Genomic DNA, 15,614 nt, shown 5'->3' with positions numbered 1-15,614 from the left:
TCAGTCCGGCCTGTTTCCCTTCCCGCCGCCACCCCGGTCCGAGCGTTCCGCGACCGGGTCGGGCAACCCGGGAACGGCGGTCCGGGGAGCGGACGCGGCGTCGCCGAACGCGGCGGCGCGGTCCGCCGGGGTGCCGGGCGTCGTGGTGGCTGTGCTGTACCGGTCGGTGTCGCGGAGGGCGGGCGCGGACACGTGCCCCCTCGCGGCGGCGTCGGCCGTGTGGACGCGGACCCCGGCCGCAGGCAGGCCGTAGCTCGGGGCCCCCTCGGTCCGGTCGGCCCCTCCGGCTACCGGTGCGGGCAGTTGGAACCAGTAGAAGCCGTGCCCGGGCAGGGTGAGCAGGTAGGGCAGCTCACCGATCTCGGGGAAGCGCGCGCCGCCGACGCACTCCACTGGGCTGATCCCCGCGTAGCGCGTCAGGTCCAGCTCCACCGGCTGCGGGTGCCGGGAGAGGTTGTTGACGCACAGCATGCGGTCGTCGCCCTGGGCGCGGATGAACGCCAGCACGCTGGGGTTGGTCGCGTTGAGTTCGGTGAACTCCCCGCTGCCGAACACGGGGTGCTGTTTGCGGACGTGGATCATCCGCCGGGTCCAGTGCAGCAGCGAACCGGGGTTGTCGCGCTGGGACTCCACGTTGATCGCCTGGTAGCCGTAGACCGGGTCCATGATCAGCGGCAGGTACAGGCGCCCGGGGTCGCCCCGGGAGAACCCGGCGTTGCGGTCCGCGCTCCACTGCATGGGTGTGCGCACCGCGTCGCGGTCGCCCAGCCAGATGTTGTCGCCCATACCGATCTCGTCGCCGTAGTAGAGCACGGGCGACCCGGGCAGGGAGAGCAGCAGGGCGGTGAACAGCTCGATCTGGTCGCGGTCGTTGTCCAGCAGGGGGGCGAGCCTCCGACGGATCCCCACGTTCGCGCGCATGCGGGGGTCCTTGGCGTACTCGGAGTACATGTAGTCGCGCTCCTCGTCGGTGACCATCTCCAGGGTCAGCTCGTCGTGGTTGCGCAGGAAGATCGCCCACTGGCAGTCGCGGGGGATCGTCGGCGTCTGGGCGAGGATCTCCGAGATCGGGAACCGCTGCTCCTGGCGTACCGCCATGAACATCCGCGGCATGAGCGGGAAGTGGAAGTTCATGTGGCACTCGTCGCCGCCGGACTCGAAGTCGCCGAAGTAGTGGACGACGTCGGAGGGCCACTGGTTGGCCTCGCTCAGCAGGACACGGTCGGGGTAGAGGCGGTCCACCTCGGCACGGACCCGCTTGAGGAACTCGTGGGTCTCCTTGAGGTTCTCGCAGTTGGTGCCCTCGCGCTCGTACAAGTAGGGCACCGCGTCCAGGCGGAAGCCGTCGATGCCCAGGTCGAGCCAGTAGCGCAGGACCTCCAGGATCGCCTCCTGGACGGCGGGGTTCTCGAAGTTGAGGTCGGGCTGGTGGGAGAAGAACCTGTGCCAGTAGTACTGGCCCCGGACCTCGTCGTAGGCCCAGTTGGACGTCTCGGTGTCGACGAAGATGATGCGGGCGTCCTCGTAGCGGTCGTCGGTGTCCGACCACACGTAGAAGTCGCCGAAGGGGCCGTCCGGATCGGTGCGGGAGGCCTGGAACCACGGGTGCTGGACGCTGGTGTGGTTCATGACGAGGTCGGTGATGACGCGGATGCCGCGCCGGTGCGCCTCGTCCAGCAGCGCCACGAAGTCGGCGGTGGTGCCGAACTCCGGGAGGATCTTGAAGTAGTCGGAGATGTCGTATCCGCCGTCGCGCAGAGGGGACTCGTACATCGGCAGCAGCCAGATGCAGTCGATGCCCAGCCACTGGAGATAGTCCAGTTTGCGCACCAGGCCCGCGAGGTCGCCGGTGCCGTCGCCGTTGGAGTCGAAGAAGCCGCGGGCGAGTACCTCGTAGAAGACGGCGTGCTTGTACCAGTGGGGGTCACTGGTGCCACCGGAGGACATGAGCGGTCCGGTGGCGGCCCCGGTGGCCGGGGCGAGCGGACCGTGCTCGGCGTGGCCGCGCGGTCCGGGCTCCTCTTTGCTCATCTGCTGCTCCCCACCAAGAAGGGTTCGACGTCGGATCAACGGGCGTTTCGGACGGGGGCCGACGCGTGCGCGCGCCGGCCCCGCTGGCGTCCGGAGCGCGCTATCTGCCGGTGGTGGTGAAGACGTGGGCGGGCGCGGCCGCCGGGTCGAGTCGGACGTAGTTGTCCGCTCGCCAGGTGTGTGTCTGGCCGGACAGCGCGTCGGTCACCGTGAACTCCTCCTCCCAGGTGCGGCCGATGGACGGCAGGTCCAGGTGCACCGTCGCCTCGTGGGCGCGGTGCGGGTCGAGGTTGACGACGGCGATGACGAGGTCGTCGGGGTTGCCGGGGCGGTCACCGGGCCGGTGCTTGGAGAAGCAGAGCAGTTCCGGACGGTCGACATGGTGGAATCGCAGGTTGCGCAGCTCCCGCAGGGCGGGGTGCTCCCGGCGCAGCCGGTTGAGCGTGGCGAGGAGACCGCTGAGGGTCTCGCCCGACGCCTCCGCCGCGGCCCAGTCCCGGGGCCGGTACTGGTACTTCTCGGAGTGCAGGTACTCCTCGCTCCTGGGGGCCGCGGGCTCGTTCTCGCACAGTTCGAACCCCGAGTAGATCCCCCAGGTGGGGGAGAGCAGTGAGGCGAGGACGGCCCGGACCGCGAACGCGGGGCGCCCGCCGTGCTGGAGGTAGGCGTGCAGGATGTCCGGCGTGTTGGCGAAGAGGTTGGGCCGCAGGTAGTGCGCGGTCTCGGTGGAGAGTTCGGTGAGGTAGTCCTGGATCTCCTCCTTGCCGTTGCGCCAGGTGAAGTAGGTGTAGGACTGGTGGAAGCCGACCTTGGCCAGGGTGCGCATCATGGCGGGGCGGGTGAAGGCCTCGGCCAGGAACAGCACGTCCGGGTGCTCGTCGGCCACGTCGGAGAGCAGGCGCTCCCAGAAGGCCACCGGTTTGGTGTGCGGGTTGTCGACCCGGAAGATGCGCACGCCGTGGCCGATCCAGTGGCGCACCACGCGCAGGATCTCGGCGTACAGGCCCTCGGGGTCGGCGTCGAAGTGCAGCGGGTAGATGTCCTGGTACTGCTTGGGCGGGTTCTCGGCGTGGGCGATGGACCCGTCCGCGCGGTGGACGAACCACTCGGGGTGCTCGGTGACCCACGGGTGGTCGGGCGAGCACTGCAACGCCAGGTCCAGCGCGATCTCCAGGCCGTGCTCGGCGGCCTCGGCGACGAAGGCGTCGAAGTCGGCGAGGGTGCCCAGGTCGGGGTGGACGGCGTCGTGGCCCCCGTCGGCCGACCCGATGGCCCAGACGGAGCCGGGCTCGCCCGGTCCCGCGGCCAGGGAGTTGTCGGCGCCCTTGCGGTGTGTGGTCCCCACGGGGTGGATGGGCGGCAGGTACACCACGTCGAAGCCCATGTCAGCGATGGCGGGCAGCCGTTTGGCCGCGCTGGCGAAGGTCCCCGACCGCTCCCGGCCGGGCGCGGTGCCCACCTCGGCCCCCTCGGAGCGGGGGAAGAACTCGTACCAGGAGCCCACGAGGGCGCGTTCGCGGTGGACCGTGACCGGGGTGCGTTTGGAGCGGGTGACGAGTTCGCGGAGGGGGTGGTCCGCCATCGCGGAGAGAACCTCGGCGGTCAGGGCGGCCTCCAGACGCTCCACGGGAGGGAGCGCGGCGTCGCGCAGGACCTTGGCGGCTCTGGACAGGGCCGGGTTGCGTGGAACCCGGCGGGCGGCGCGGGTGAGGAGACGGGCGCCCTCCTCCAGCACGGGGCCGCTGTCCTGCCCGAGTGGCAGTTTGATCCGGGCCGTGCGGTGCCAGGTGGCGAAGGGGTCGGTCCAGGCCTCGACCGAGAACGCCCACCGGCCCTCGCGGGGCAGGGAGACCTCGGCCTCGTGGCGGTCGGTTCCGGGCACGTGTTCGCGCATGGGGACGAGTGCTTCGCGCCGGCCTTCCGGGGAGTGCAGGACGACGCCTGCCGCGAGGGAGCCGTGGCCCTCCCGGATGACCGTGGCGCTCACGGTGAAGCGTTCGCCGGGAACGGCTTTCACCGGTCCCAGGTCGTTGTCTGGAGAGATGTCGAGTATGGGCAGGCGACCGATCACTGGCTACACCGTCATTGTCATGGTTCGGGCGTTATGGACTTCGTGTGGAGGGGGTCTCTGAAGAAATTACGCGAACGTCATCCAAGGAAAGACGCGCGTAACGAAGTGTCGGAAAAAAGCTGTCCGGATTGCGGCTTCAGGGTACTCCGCTGTCTATCGTCTGCCCTCTTGTGGGTTTTGGCTGAGTGTCGAGGCCGGATCATTTATGTGATCCTTATCACACTGGCCTTGGTGGTATTTGTTTGATATTAAGCCGCTTTGACCTGGGCAAACTTCTCATAAGGTGCATAAGAAGAGCTGACTGCGACCCTCTCTGAGGAGGTTTTCGGGGCTTCTGTAGAGAAAGTCGGAATTATCCCCCAGCATGTTGGGCGCGCCGTGGGTGTGGGTAGGGATGGTCGAATGCGGATCTGGTTTTCAGTCTCCTATTGCGGACACCGGCCTGCGTTCGGGGTGTGCGAAAGGAGTTGTTTGCATCCGTTTTGGAGTGCTGTGCCGAACGCGGTTCCCGTCGTGGCCGATTCCTCTCGGTGTCGAGATGTGTGGACGTGCTCCACGGCGTCCGTCGGGCCTGTCTTTGTTATGCGGCTTATGGGTGATCTATGTGTTTTGCCGTGGGTTGGGGAAGTTTTTCGATGACACGTCCCTTGCTGTCGGGGTCCGTCCGCACCGGCCCTGCGAGTGTGGGCTCCGAGAGCTGTCTTTGAACGCGGCGGTGAGGGGGGCCTGTGACTGGTGCTGGCGGCAAGGGGACGGGAGCGCTCCGGCGAAGGCACGACCTCGCCCGGCTCGCGGGGACCGCGGCACTGGCCGGGCTGCTAGTGGCCGCCCTCGTCCTTCCGTGGGTCGGCGTCTTGGGCCTCATGGGGCGCGACACTGCACGGGCCTTCATGGCGATGCCCGACGAACTGGAGATGCCCCACCTGTCACAGCGGGTCCTGCTCACGGACGTCGACGGGGAGCGGATCGCGGAGGTTGCCGAACGCGAGCGCGAGGTGGTCGCCCTGGACCGTATGGGCACCTGGGCGCCCGCGGCCCTGATGGCGATCGAGGACGCCCGCTTCTACGAGCACAACGGCTTCGACCTCCAGGGTTTCGTGCGGGCCGCGGTGCGCACCCTCCAGGGCGACACCCAGGGGGGATCCACCATCACACAGCAGTTCGTGAAGAACGCGCTCATCGAGTCCGCCGTCACCGACGAGGAGGTGGCCCTGGCCCAGGAGCGCACCCTGTCCCGCAAGGTGGTCGAACTGCGCTACGCCCTCGGCGTCGAGGAGCGGATGACCAAGGACGAGATCCTGGAGGGCTACCTCAACCTCGCCTACTTCGGCGCGGGCGCGCACGGGATCGAGGTGGCCGCCCAGCGGTACTTCTCCGTGCCCGCCGCCGAACTGGACCCGGGCCAGGCCGCGCTGCTGGCCGGGCTCGTGCGTGCGCCCTCCTACTACGACCCGCTGAGCAACCCGGAAGCGGCCCGGGCCCGGCGCGACCTCGTTCTGGACCGGATGGTCGCCGTGGGGGAGCTGAGCGAGGCGGAGGCGGCGCGCTACGCAGGCGAGGACCTGAGGCTGGAACCGACCCCGCGCGGGGGGAGCTGCTACTCCAGCGACCACCCGTTCTTCTGCGACTACGTCATCCGCTGGCTCTCGCGCACGGACGTCCTGGGCGAGACGGAGGAGGAGCGCCTGCAACTGATGCGGCACGGTGGCCTGACCGTGCGCACGACGCTGGACAGCGGCATGCAGGCCGCGGCCAAGGCGGCCGTCGACGACCGCGTGCCGAGTGAGGGGTCGGCGAAGTTCGCGGTTCAGGCCCTGGTCGAGCCCGGTACCGGGGAGGTGCGGGCGATGGCCCAGAACCTGCGGTACGGGTTCGACGAGTCGGACCCCGGTACCACCTCCATCAACCTCGCGGTGGACCGGATCGACGGGGGCGGCAACGGCTACCAGGCGGGATCGACGTTCAAGGCGTTCACCCTCGCCGCCGCGCTCGACGCCGGGCTGGGGTACGGGACGAGCTTCTCCTCGCCCAAGGAGTTGGAAGTGAAGGGCCTGACCAACTGCGACGGAGGGCGGATGGCGCCCTGGGAGGTGCGCAACGCCGGGGAGAGCAGCGCGGGCTCGCACAACATGCTCAGCGGGACCCGAGGCTCGGTGAACACCTACTTCGCGCAGCTCCAGCGCAAGGTGGGCCTGTGTGAGACCGCGCGGATGGCCGAGCGGCTGGGTGTGCACCGCGCCGACGGGGCACCGCTGGGGGTGTGGAGCTCCTTCACCCTGGGGGACCAGGAGGTCTCGCCGCTGACCATGGCCGCCGCCTACGCCACTTTCGCGGCCCGGGGCGTGCACTGCGAGCCCCTGCCGGTGCGCTCTATCACCGCCGGCCGACCCGAGAGCAAGTCCTACCGGGAGATTCCGGTGGAGTCCGACTGCGAGCAGGTCATCGACCAGCAGGTGGCCGACGGTGTCAACCACCTGCTCCAGGAGCCCCTCAATGGTGGGACCGCCGCAGGGCTGGGGATCGGGCGCGCCGCCGCGGGCAAGACGGGGACGACCGACAGCGCCGCCTACGCGTGGTTCGCCGGTTACACGCCGGGCCTGGCCGGAGCCGTGGCCGTCGGCGACATCCGCGGTGGTGAGAGCCACCCTCTGGAGGGGGTGACCATCGGCGGGCGCTACTACGGCATCGTCTATGGCGGGACCCTGCCCGGTCCGATCTGGAGCGACACCATGAGCCGGGCGACCGCGTCGCTGCCCGCGAACGGGTTCGCGAGCTCGCCCAAGGTCTTCGGGAACCCCGACGCGGAGCCGGAGGAGGACGACGGTGACGACGACGGCGGGGACGGGATTCAGGCCGAAGAATAGGGCCCCTTGTCAGATACGCCGTCCTATGGCACATAATGGGTGCCGACCGACAGGGGAGCGCATGAGCGCTGAGAGTGCGGCACTGAGGCCGCAGACCCTTACACACCTGATCTGGGTCATGCCAGCGAAGGAAGTCGTAGGAACCGTCACTGGTGGCGTGTGTCCCGCGCACCGGTTTCCGGCGCGCGCGGCGCCGCGCCGTCCGGGGGCGCTCTTGGCCGCATGAGCCCTCGTCACACCGACGAAGGGACACCGATGAGCAACGACACCCGTACGACGGGATCCTGGAAGGAAACCGTCGGCAGGGCACGCGAGTGGCGCACCGTCGACGTCGTGGTGGCCGCCGTCATCGGCGTCGCCGTCGGCGCCGTGTTCTGGCTGTGGAATATTCTGTGGACCGTCACCACGCCGCTGTTCGTGGCCTTCCCTCCCGGGCAGGCCGTCATCTACGGCATGTGGATGATCTCCGGTGTGCTGGGCGGGCTGATCATCCGCAAGCCCGGGGCCGCCCTGCTCACCTCGGTCGCCGCCGCCTCGGTGTCGGCCGTGCTGGGCACTCAGTGGGGGATCATGGTGATCCTCGACGGCACACTCCAGGGGATCCTGCCCGAACTGGTCTTCCTCCTCCTGGGCTACCGCCGCTGGGGCATGGGCGCGGCTGTCCTCGCCGCCGCGGTCGCCGGGCTCTCCCCCGCCATCCGCGACAACGTCTTCTACAACGTCACCTGGCCGCTGGGCTACCAGCTCGCCTATGCCCTCATCGTCATCGCCAGTTCGGCGGTCATCGCCGGGGTGGGTGCCCGCCTGCTGACCACCGCCCTGGCCAAGGCAGGCGCGCTGGCCCCCTTCCCCTCGGCCCGGGGCTGAGTCGGCGACCCGACCGTCGAACCCGGTGACCGGATCCTCCGACGGGGCAGGCCCGTGCTCCCGCCCGCACCGGCCGGTCATCCGGCACGAGCAACGAGGTGAGGTAGTACCTCTTGTTGTCATATATGGCGATCTCTAGCGCATAATGGGTGCCGATCGACAGGGGAGCGCATGAGCGCTGAGAGTGCGGCTCTGAGACCGCGGACCCGTCCACACCTGATCTGGGTCATGTCGGCGAAGGACGTCGTGGGAACCGCCACCGGTGGCGTGCGTTCCGTGCACCGGTTCCCGGTGCACGGCGCCACGCCCTCCGGGGGCGCTTTTGGCCGCGTGAGCCCTTGTCACCCGACGAAGGGACACGAATGAGCAACGACACCCCCTCCTTCCAGGAACGAAGAGACACCGTCGACAGGGCATGGGGCTGGCATGGGGCCGACCTTGTGGCCGTCGCCGTGATCGGGATCGCCGTCGGCGCCGTGTTCTGGCTGTGGAATATTCTGTGGACCGCCACCACGCCGCTGTTCGCGGCCTTCCCTCCCGGGCAGGCCGTCCTCTACGGCATGTGGCTGATCTCCGGTGTGCTGGGCGGACTGATCATCCGCAAGCCCGGGGCCGCCCTGCTCACCTCGGTCGTCGCCGCCTCGGTGTCGGCCGCGCTGGGCGACCACTGGGAGATCATCGTTCTCCTCCACGGCGCCCTCCAGGGGATCCTGCCCGAACTGGTCTTCCTCCTCCTGGGCTACCGCTACTGGGGCATGGGCGTGGCTGTCTTCGCCGCCGCGATCGCCGGGCTCTCCCCCGCCATCCGCGACAACGTCTTCTACAACGTCGCCTGGCCGCTGGGCCACCAGATCGCCTATGCCCTCATCGCCGTCGCCAGTTCGGTGGTCATCGCCGGGGTGGGTGCCCGCCTGCTGACCACCGCTCTGGCCAAGGCAGGCGTGCTGACCCCCTTCTCCTCGGCCCGGGGCTGAGCCCGGTGGGCAGCACCACCGGTCCCCGCGGGGCGCGCGTCGAGCTCTCCGGCTGGGGCTGGAGGCACTCAGGACGCACCGCCCACGCCCTGCGCGGGGTGGACCTGACCGTCGAACCCGGTGAGCGGATCCTGCTGTTAGGGGCCTCTGGAGCGGGCAAGTCGACGCTTCTGCACGCACTGGCCGGGCTCACCGGTCCCGACGGCGCCATCGCCGGGGACCAGGAGGGCACCCTCTTGGTGGACGGTGCCCCGGCCGACCGGCGCCGGGGCGCGGTCGGCCTCGTCGGCCAGGACCCCGAGACCCAGCTCGTGATGGCGCGCGCGGGCGACGACGTGGCCTTCGGCCCGGAGAACCTGGGCGTGGCCCCCGAGCTGATCTGGCCGCGCGTCGACGCCGCCCTGGCCGCCGTCGGCTTCCCCTACGGTCGGAGCCATCCCACCGGCGCCCTGTCCGGCGGGGAGAAGCAGCGTCTGGCGCTCGCCGGGGCACTGGCCATGCGCCCCCGCCTGCTGTTGCTGGACGAGCCCACGGCCAACCTCGACCCGGAGGGCGCCGCACACGTCCGGGGTGTGCTCTCGACCCTGCTGATGGAGACCGAGGCGACACTGGTGCTGGTCGAGCACCGGGTGGCCGACGTCGTGGACCTGGTGGACCGTGTCGTGGTCCTGGAACCGGGCGGCGGTGTGGCCGCCGACGGGCCTCCCGGACCGGTCTTCACCGAGCACGGTGCGGCCCTCGCCGCCCAGGGGGTGTGGATCCCCGGCGCCGACCCCGCGCCCGCGGTACCCGTCGCCCCCGGCGGGCCGGTGCTCGCCGAGGCGGCCGGGGTCGCCGCGCGTACTCCGAGGGAGCCGGGGGTGCGCGCCGCGCCGCCGCGCACGGTGCTCTCGGACGTGGACCTGGCGGTGGCGGCCGGTACCGCCACCGCCCTCACCGGGCCCAACGGCGCGGGCAAGTCCACTCTGCTGATGATGCTCGCGGGGCTGACCCGGCCCCACCGGGGCGTGGTGCTGCCGCGCGGCCCGCTGGCCGGGGCCGACCGGCGTCCGCTGTGCCGCTGGCCCGCCCGGCGTCTGGCACGGCACGTGGGCACGGTCTTCCAGCACGCCGAGGACCAGTTCGTGACGGGGACGGTCCGCGACGAACTGCTCTTCGCGCCGTTGCGGGCGGGGGCCGCGCGGGCCGAGGCCGAGGGGTGGGTCGGTGAACTCCTGGAGCGGCTGCGCCTGACCGCTCTGGCCGACATGCACCCTTACACGCTCTCGGGGGGCGAGAAGCGTCGGCTGTCCGTGGCCACGGCGCTCAGTTCCGGCCCCCTGCACGCCCCGGATGTCCTGGTGCTGGACGAGCCGACCTTCGGACAGGACACGCGCACGTGGCGGGAGCTGGTGGAGCTGCTGGGGGCGCTGCGCGCCGAGGGGCGGGCCGTGGTCATGGCGACCCACGACGAGCCGCTCCTGCGCTCCCTGGCGGACGTGCGGGTACGGGTGGCCGGCGGGCGGACCGAGGCGTGCGGGGACGGCACGGAGCGGGCGGGGCCACGGCCGGAGAGGGACGGTGGGTGAGCGTGGGCGACATGCTGACACTGGAGGTGCCCCGCGGCGGTGCCCGCCACTGGCTGGCCGCGCGCAACCCGGCCGCCAAGCTCCTGGCCGCCCTGGTCCTGGGGCTGGGCCTGGTCCCGGCGGTGGACGCGGTCACCGGCGGGGTGGTGCTGGCGGTCGTGCTGGCGTCAGTGCCCTTCAGCGGGATCGACCGCCGGACTCTGCTGGTGCTGGGTGGCCCGTTCGTCCTCATGGGCCTGTCCAGCGGACTGGTCAACTACCTCTACGGCGAGCACGGCGCGGAGGGGGCGGTGGGCGCGGCGGTCCGGCTGCTGGCGATCGCCCTGCCCGGGCTTCTGGCCGCAGCGGGCAGTGACCCCACCGAGATGTCGGACGGGCTGGTCCAGCGGCTTCGGGTGCCCGAGCGCCCCGCGATGGCGGTGCTCGCGGCGCTGCGGCTCATCCCGCTGCTCGTCGCCCAGTGGCGCACGGTCACGCTTGCCCGGAGGGCACGCGGACTGGCGGCGGGATACGACCCGATCCGCGGAGTGGACCTGTTCTTCGGGCGGCTGTTCGCCCTGCTGGTGCGTGCTATCCGTGCGGGGACGCTCATGGCCACGGCCATGGACGCCCGTGGTTTCGGCACCGGCCCCCGGACCTGGGCGAGGACGAGTCGCTGGGCAGGCGCGGACACCCTCCTGATCGCGGGGGCGTGCTGTGTGCTGGCGGTCGCCTATACGGTTTCGGTGCGGCTGGGCACCCTGGTGCTCCTCTTCTCGTGACACCTCGCGGGGAGGGGAGCGGACCGGACCTGTTCTGGGTGCGCAAAGCTCTGTTAGGGGACTGAATCATGACGTGTCCGTGTTCGGACACCGTACGTGGGCTTCGCGGAACCGGCCGGGCGGTTTTTCCGTCATACTCGTGGTGGTCTCTTCCCTGGCCCGTACAGCAGACGCAGGACCCCTGCCGCATCGGCGGAAGGAAAGCAGACCGCAACGGGCCCGAGCCGGGCCGTACAAGCCGAAGGTGACCCATCCCCCGGCCGATAAGCTGGACGCGGTGGTATGTGGTCTTGTGAGGGGATGAGTTCTCGATGGCAATGTCGGCAGGTTTCCCCACGGGTGAGGAGCTGCCGGAGCGCATCGGCCACTACGTGATCCGCCGCCGTATCGGGCAGGGCGGCATGGGTGTGGTCTACCAGGCGGAGGATCCCCGGACCGAGCAGTTCGTCGCGGTGAAGGTCCTCAAACCCGAGGTGGCGGGGGACCATATCGCGCGTGCGCGCCTGCACCGCGAGGTCGAGACGATGCGCCGCGTGCAGAGCCCCAACGTCGCCGAGGTCATCGACGCCGACACCCAGGCGGAGCTGCCGTGGGTGGTCACCGAGTACATCCCGGGGCCCACGCTGGACGCGACGGTGACCGACCACGGGCCGCTCCGGGGCCGTGCGCTGACCCGGTTCGTCACCGGGCTGGCCCGGGCGATCAAGGACATCCACGCGATCGACGTCATCCACCGGGACCTCAAACCCGGCAACGTCATCATCTCCAACGGTGAGCCGATCGTCATCGACTTCGGTATCGCGCACGCGGTGGACGGAGCCAAGCTGACCCAGACCGGCACCTTCGTCGGTACCCCCAGCTACCTCTCGCCCGAGGTCATCGAGGGCACCGACCTGGGTTCGGCCACCGACATCCACGCCTGGGGCGGTACGGTCGCATTCGCCTCCACCGGGCGGCCGCCCTACGGTGCGGGCACCTTCGAGGTGATCTTCTACCGCATCCTCAACGGCGAGATCGACCTCGAGGGCATGCACGAGGCGCTGATGCCGCTGGTCAAGGCGGCCGTCACGCGGGACATGGCCCGCCGTCCCAACGCGGACCAGCTGGTCGCCGAGACGAGCCGGCTCAACCTCGACCTGCCCTGGGACGGGAACGCCTCGTCGCCCGGGTTCGGCAGCGGTGCCGTCCTGGGCGGCGTGGCCGAGGTCGAGGAGGCCCACCTGTGGCAGCCCGCGGACGGGGGGCACGACCACGGCGCGGCGGGCGATCGCGGCGGCGAGGAGGAGGCCCCCCCGGCGGCCGCCCGCGAGTCCGGCGGTCTCCAGGGCACGCGGTACCTGGACCCGGTGGACCCCGAGCCGCAGAGGGCGCAGGATCCGTCGGGCACCATGATGATGCCCCCGCAGGGGCGGGACGCCGAGGAGGTGTCCACCTACGAGGTGCCGCCCAACGACGCGCCCCAGACGCAGTTCTTCAACACCCCGCTCGCCAAGGGTGACTTTTCCGACATCCTCCCACCGGTGGGGCAGGACCAGCGGTCCCGCGGCCACACCCAGGAGTTCGACGAGGACGACTACGACGACGGCGGGGGCGGCTTCATGGGCCGCTTCCGCCGCGGCCGCAGCGACCGGCTGGGGGACTACTTCAGCGGTGGGGAGACGGACTCCTACGACGACGGGGAGTACTACGACGACCACCCCGGCTACCGGATGCACCCGCTGACGCTCCTGCCGCTCATGGTGGCCCTGGCCGGTACGGCGCTGTGGTTCCCGTGGTTCGGCTACGCGCTCGGCGTCCTGGTGATCGCCGGTCTGGGCGCGCTGGACGTGGTCAAGGCCGAGCACGAGCGGCGGCTCCAGACGCGCGGCCCGCGCGGCTCCGACGGCATGGTGGTGGCGCTGAGCTTCCCCTGGGCCTTCGGGCGGATGCTGGTGCGCACGGTCCTGTTCGGCCTGGTCTACCTGATCGGCGGCATCCTGGCCGGACTGGTGTATTCACAGATAGTGGAGACCGGCAGTGAGGGTGCGAACTACACGGGTGGCTTCGCGATCTTCGTGGCGGTGCTCCTCGGCTACATCATGCCGAGCGGGCGGGAGGCCCGCCACCAGGCGGTGTGGGCGGTGCGCCGTGCCCGGTTCCGCAGTATCTACCTGTTCGTCGGCCTGAACGTCGCCGTCGTCCTGCTGATGATGTTCATCCTGTCCATCGGCCTGAGCGCCGCTCCGGACTGGGAGCCCTTCGGGGGGCCCTCGGACTGGTTCTCCGGGTGATCCGCGGCCGCGGATGAGCCCTGCGCGCCCTCCTCCCCGAGCGGGGCGGAGGGCGCGCCCGTGTCCGCGGCCGATCGCCGGGGGCGCTGGCCATAGGGTGGTGACCGGGACGCCGGAGCCGCGTGCCCGTGCCGATGCACGGGCGGCGGGCCGCTGTTACAGGGCCCCGGGCGCTGCGCTTCCGGGTTTGTGAGGTATTCCTTACTCGAACCGGGGTGCGCGGGTTGGTCCTGAAGCTACTAGCCAGTAACATCTGGGTGTCGGTACACAGCGGGACGGGTGGAGGAGAACACCGGGCCCCGCCGTCGGATGACCGAACGGCGTTCGACATTGTTGGCAGTACGGGGCGCGCCAGCGTCCGCTCCGCCAGACGGCGGATCATGGAGTGCAGGGAGGTCGGCCACCGGCCATGAATATTGTCGTTTTGGTCAAGCAGGTCCCGGACACGGCGACCGAACGGAAGCTCAGCGACGCTGACAACACGCTGGACCGTGCAGCGTCCGACGGCGTCATCAACGAGCTCGACGAGTACGCCATCGAAGAGGCGCTTCAGCTCAAGGAGAAGCACGGCGGCGAGGTCACCGTCCTGACCATGGGCCCGGACCAGGCCACGGACTCGATCCGCAAGGCCCTGTCCATGGGCGCCGACAAGGCCGTCTTCGTCAACGATGACGCCCTTCACGGCTCGGACGCTCTCCAGACCGCCTACGCGCTCGCGCAGGCCCTGGGCACCATCGAGTACGACCTGGTCGTCCTCGGCTCCGAGTCCACCGACGCGCGCACCGGCGTCGTGGGTGCCGCGCTCGCCGAGTACCTCGGCCTGCCGCAGCTCACCTTCGCGGGCAAGGTCGACGTCGACGGCGGCGCCGTCAGGATCCAGCGCCAGACCGACTACGGCTACGACGTCGTCGAGGCCCAGATGCCCGCCGTCGTCTCCGTGGTCGAGAAGATCAACGAGCCGCGCTACCCGTCCTTCAAGCTGATCATGCAGGCGAAGAAGAAGCCGGTCGACAAGAAGTCGGCCGCCGACGCCGGCATCGACACCGGCAAGGTGGGGCTGGCCAACGCCACCACCGAGACCGTCGACTTCGCCGCAGCGCCGCCGCGCGCCGCGGGCACGATCGTCACGGACGAGGGCGACGGCGGTGCGAAGATCGCCGACTTCCTCTCCGAGAAGAAGTTCGTGTAGGCCAGGCGAGAGACTCAGGGAAGGTTCAAGGATTATGGCTGAGGTCCTCGTCCTCGTCGACCACGTCGACGGACAGGTCAAGAAGGTCACCGCCGAGCTGCTGACCGTGGCCCGCCGCATCGGCGAGCCCGCCGCGGTGTGGGTCGGCGACGGTGCCGAGTCGGGCAAGGCCGGGCTGGCCGAGTTCGGCGCGGAGAAGGTCTACGTCGCCTCGTCGGAGCTGAACGACTACGTCGTGGCCCCCAAGGCCGAGCTGCTGGCGAAACTGGCCCAGGAGAAGTCCGCCGCCGCGATCCTGGTCTCGGCCACGCCCGAGAACAAGGAGGTCGCCGGCCGGGCCGCCGTCAAGCTGGGCTCCGGTGTGCTCACCGACGTCGTCGACGTCACGGCCGAGGCGGTCGCCGAGCACAGCATCTTCGGCGGCGCCACCATCGCCCACGCCCGCGTGAGGACCGGGGTGCCGGTCGTCGCGGTCCGCCCGAACTCCATCCCGGCCGAGCCCGCCACCGGCGCGGCCGCCGAGGAGACGGTCTCCGTGGAGGTCTCCGACGCCGCCAAGGGCGCCAAGGTCGTCGAGCGCGTCGCACAGGAGAAGGGCGACCGTCCCGAGCTCACCGAGGCCGCCGTCGTGGTCTCCGGTGGCCGCGGTGTGGGCTCGGAGGACTTCACGGTCGTCGAGCAGCTCGCCGACGCGCTCGGTGCCGCCGTCGGCGCCTCCCGCGCCGCCGTGGACGCCGGCTGGTACCCGAACCAGTTCCAGGTCGGCCAGACCGGTAAGACGGTCAGCCCGAACCTGTACGTGGCACTGGGCATCTCCGGTGCCATCCAGCACCGCGCGGGCATGCAGACCTCGAAGAACATCGTCGCGGTCAACAAGGACCCCGAGGCGCCGATCTTCGAGCTCGCCGACTACGGCGTGGTGGGCGACCTGCACACGGTCGCCCCGCAGCTCACCGAGGAGATCAACAAGCGCAAGTAACGCGTTCGCGGTTCCAGTGCCCGGCCGGGGCCCCTGGCCG

The 15,614-nt window shown here is 70.4% G+C and carries 10 protein-coding genes and 2 riboswitches; of the genes, 8 read left to right on the top strand and 2 right to left on the bottom strand.

Annotated elements, in window-relative coordinates:
* Window positions 1-2,031 carry a maltose alpha-D-glucosyltransferase gene (gene treS / locus B042_RS0102225; protein ID WP_028646860.1) on the bottom strand — a complete coding sequence of 677 codons (2,031 nt, stop codon included), beginning with the start codon at window positions 2,029-2,031 and terminating at the stop codon, window positions 1-3.
* 100 nt (window positions 2,032-2,131) lie between these two features.
* Window positions 2,132-4,102 (bottom strand): alpha-1,4-glucan--maltose-1-phosphate maltosyltransferase, encoded by a 1,971-nt coding sequence (locus B042_RS0102220; RefSeq protein ID WP_028646859.1) that lies wholly within the window; start codon window positions 4,100-4,102, stop codon window positions 2,132-2,134.
* 728 nt (window positions 4,103-4,830) lie between these two features.
* On the opposite strand from B042_RS0102220, the gene B042_RS21685 reads away from it, so the two are divergent.
* The 8 genes from B042_RS21685 (at window position 4,831) to B042_RS0102180 (ending at window position 15,574) form a co-directional block, all read left to right on the top strand.
* The gene (locus B042_RS21685; RefSeq protein ID WP_036553676.1) at window positions 4,831-6,966 is read left to right on the top strand and encodes a transglycosylase domain-containing protein; all 2,136 of its coding nucleotides are present in this window, start codon (window positions 4,831-4,833) and stop codon (window positions 6,964-6,966) included.
* Between the two features lie 41 nt (window positions 6,967-7,007).
* Window positions 7,008-7,116: riboswitch (TPP riboswitch) on the top strand.
* A 105-nt stretch (window positions 7,117-7,221) separates the two neighbouring features.
* A complete protein-coding gene (locus B042_RS0102210; protein WP_028646858.1) occupies window positions 7,222-7,833 on the top strand; it encodes an ECF transporter S component in 612 nt (203 codons plus the stop codon).
* Between the two features lie 151 nt (window positions 7,834-7,984).
* Window positions 7,985-8,093: riboswitch (TPP riboswitch) on the top strand.
* Window positions 8,094-8,195: 102 nt separating this feature from the next.
* Entirely contained in the window at window positions 8,196-8,807 is a 612-nt protein-coding gene (locus B042_RS0102205) for an ECF transporter S component (RefSeq protein ID WP_028646857.1), read from the top strand.
* Between the two features lie 5 nt (window positions 8,808-8,812).
* Entirely contained in the window at window positions 8,813-10,375 is a 1,563-nt protein-coding gene (locus tag B042_RS21680) for an ABC transporter ATP-binding protein (RefSeq protein WP_036553674.1), read from the top strand.
* 11 nt (window positions 10,376-10,386) lie between these two features.
* Window positions 10,387-11,136 (top strand): energy-coupling factor transporter transmembrane protein EcfT, encoded by a 750-nt coding sequence (locus tag B042_RS0102195; protein ID WP_051415421.1) that lies wholly within the window; start codon window positions 10,387-10,389, stop codon window positions 11,134-11,136.
* Window positions 11,137-11,447: 311 nt separating this feature from the next.
* Window positions 11,448-13,406: a serine/threonine-protein kinase gene (locus B042_RS0102190; RefSeq protein ID WP_231493690.1), complete on the top strand. Its 1,959-nt coding sequence runs from the start codon at window positions 11,448-11,450 to the stop codon at window positions 13,404-13,406.
* Window positions 13,407-13,815: 409 nt separating this feature from the next.
* Complete coding sequence (locus B042_RS0102185) at window positions 13,816-14,595, top strand: electron transfer flavoprotein subunit beta/FixA family protein (protein ID WP_028646854.1); 780 nt, start codon at window positions 13,816-13,818, stop codon at window positions 14,593-14,595.
* A gap of 34 nt (window positions 14,596-14,629) precedes the next feature.
* Window positions 14,630-15,574 carry an electron transfer flavoprotein subunit alpha/FixB family protein gene (locus B042_RS0102180; protein WP_028646853.1) on the top strand — a complete coding sequence of 315 codons (945 nt, stop codon included), beginning with the start codon at window positions 14,630-14,632 and terminating at the stop codon, window positions 15,572-15,574.
* Window positions 15,575-15,614 lie beyond the last annotated feature (40 nt).

The sequence above is a fragment of the Nocardiopsis sp. CNT312 genome (genome assembly GCF_000515115.1).
Classification (GTDB): Bacteria; Actinomycetota; Actinomycetes; order Streptosporangiales; family Streptosporangiaceae; genus Nocardiopsis.
Note: the sequence above shows the minus strand (reverse complement) of the source record. Positions and strands in the feature narration are given on the sequence as shown.

Excerpts from the sequence above, each read along its gene's own strand:
- treS (WP_028646860.1), bottom strand. The coding sequence starts at position 2,031 with ATGAGCAAAGAGGAGCCCGGACCGCGCGGCCACGCCGAGCACGGTCCG.
- B042_RS0102210 (WP_028646858.1), top strand. The coding sequence starts at position 7,222 with ATGAGCAACGACACCCGTACGACGGGATCCTGGAAGGAAACCGTCGGC.
- B042_RS0102205 (WP_028646857.1), top strand. The coding sequence starts at position 8,196 with ATGAGCAACGACACCCCCTCCTTCCAGGAACGAAGAGACACCGTCGAC.
- B042_RS0102195 (WP_051415421.1), top strand. The coding sequence starts at position 10,387 with ATGCTGACACTGGAGGTGCCCCGCGGCGGTGCCCGCCACTGGCTGGCC.
- B042_RS0102190 (WP_231493690.1), top strand. The coding sequence starts at position 11,448 with ATGGCAATGTCGGCAGGTTTCCCCACGGGTGAGGAGCTGCCGGAGCGC.
- B042_RS0102185 (WP_028646854.1), top strand. The coding sequence starts at position 13,816 with ATGAATATTGTCGTTTTGGTCAAGCAGGTCCCGGACACGGCGACCGAA.
- B042_RS0102180 (WP_028646853.1), top strand. The coding sequence starts at position 14,630 with ATGGCTGAGGTCCTCGTCCTCGTCGACCACGTCGACGGACAGGTCAAG.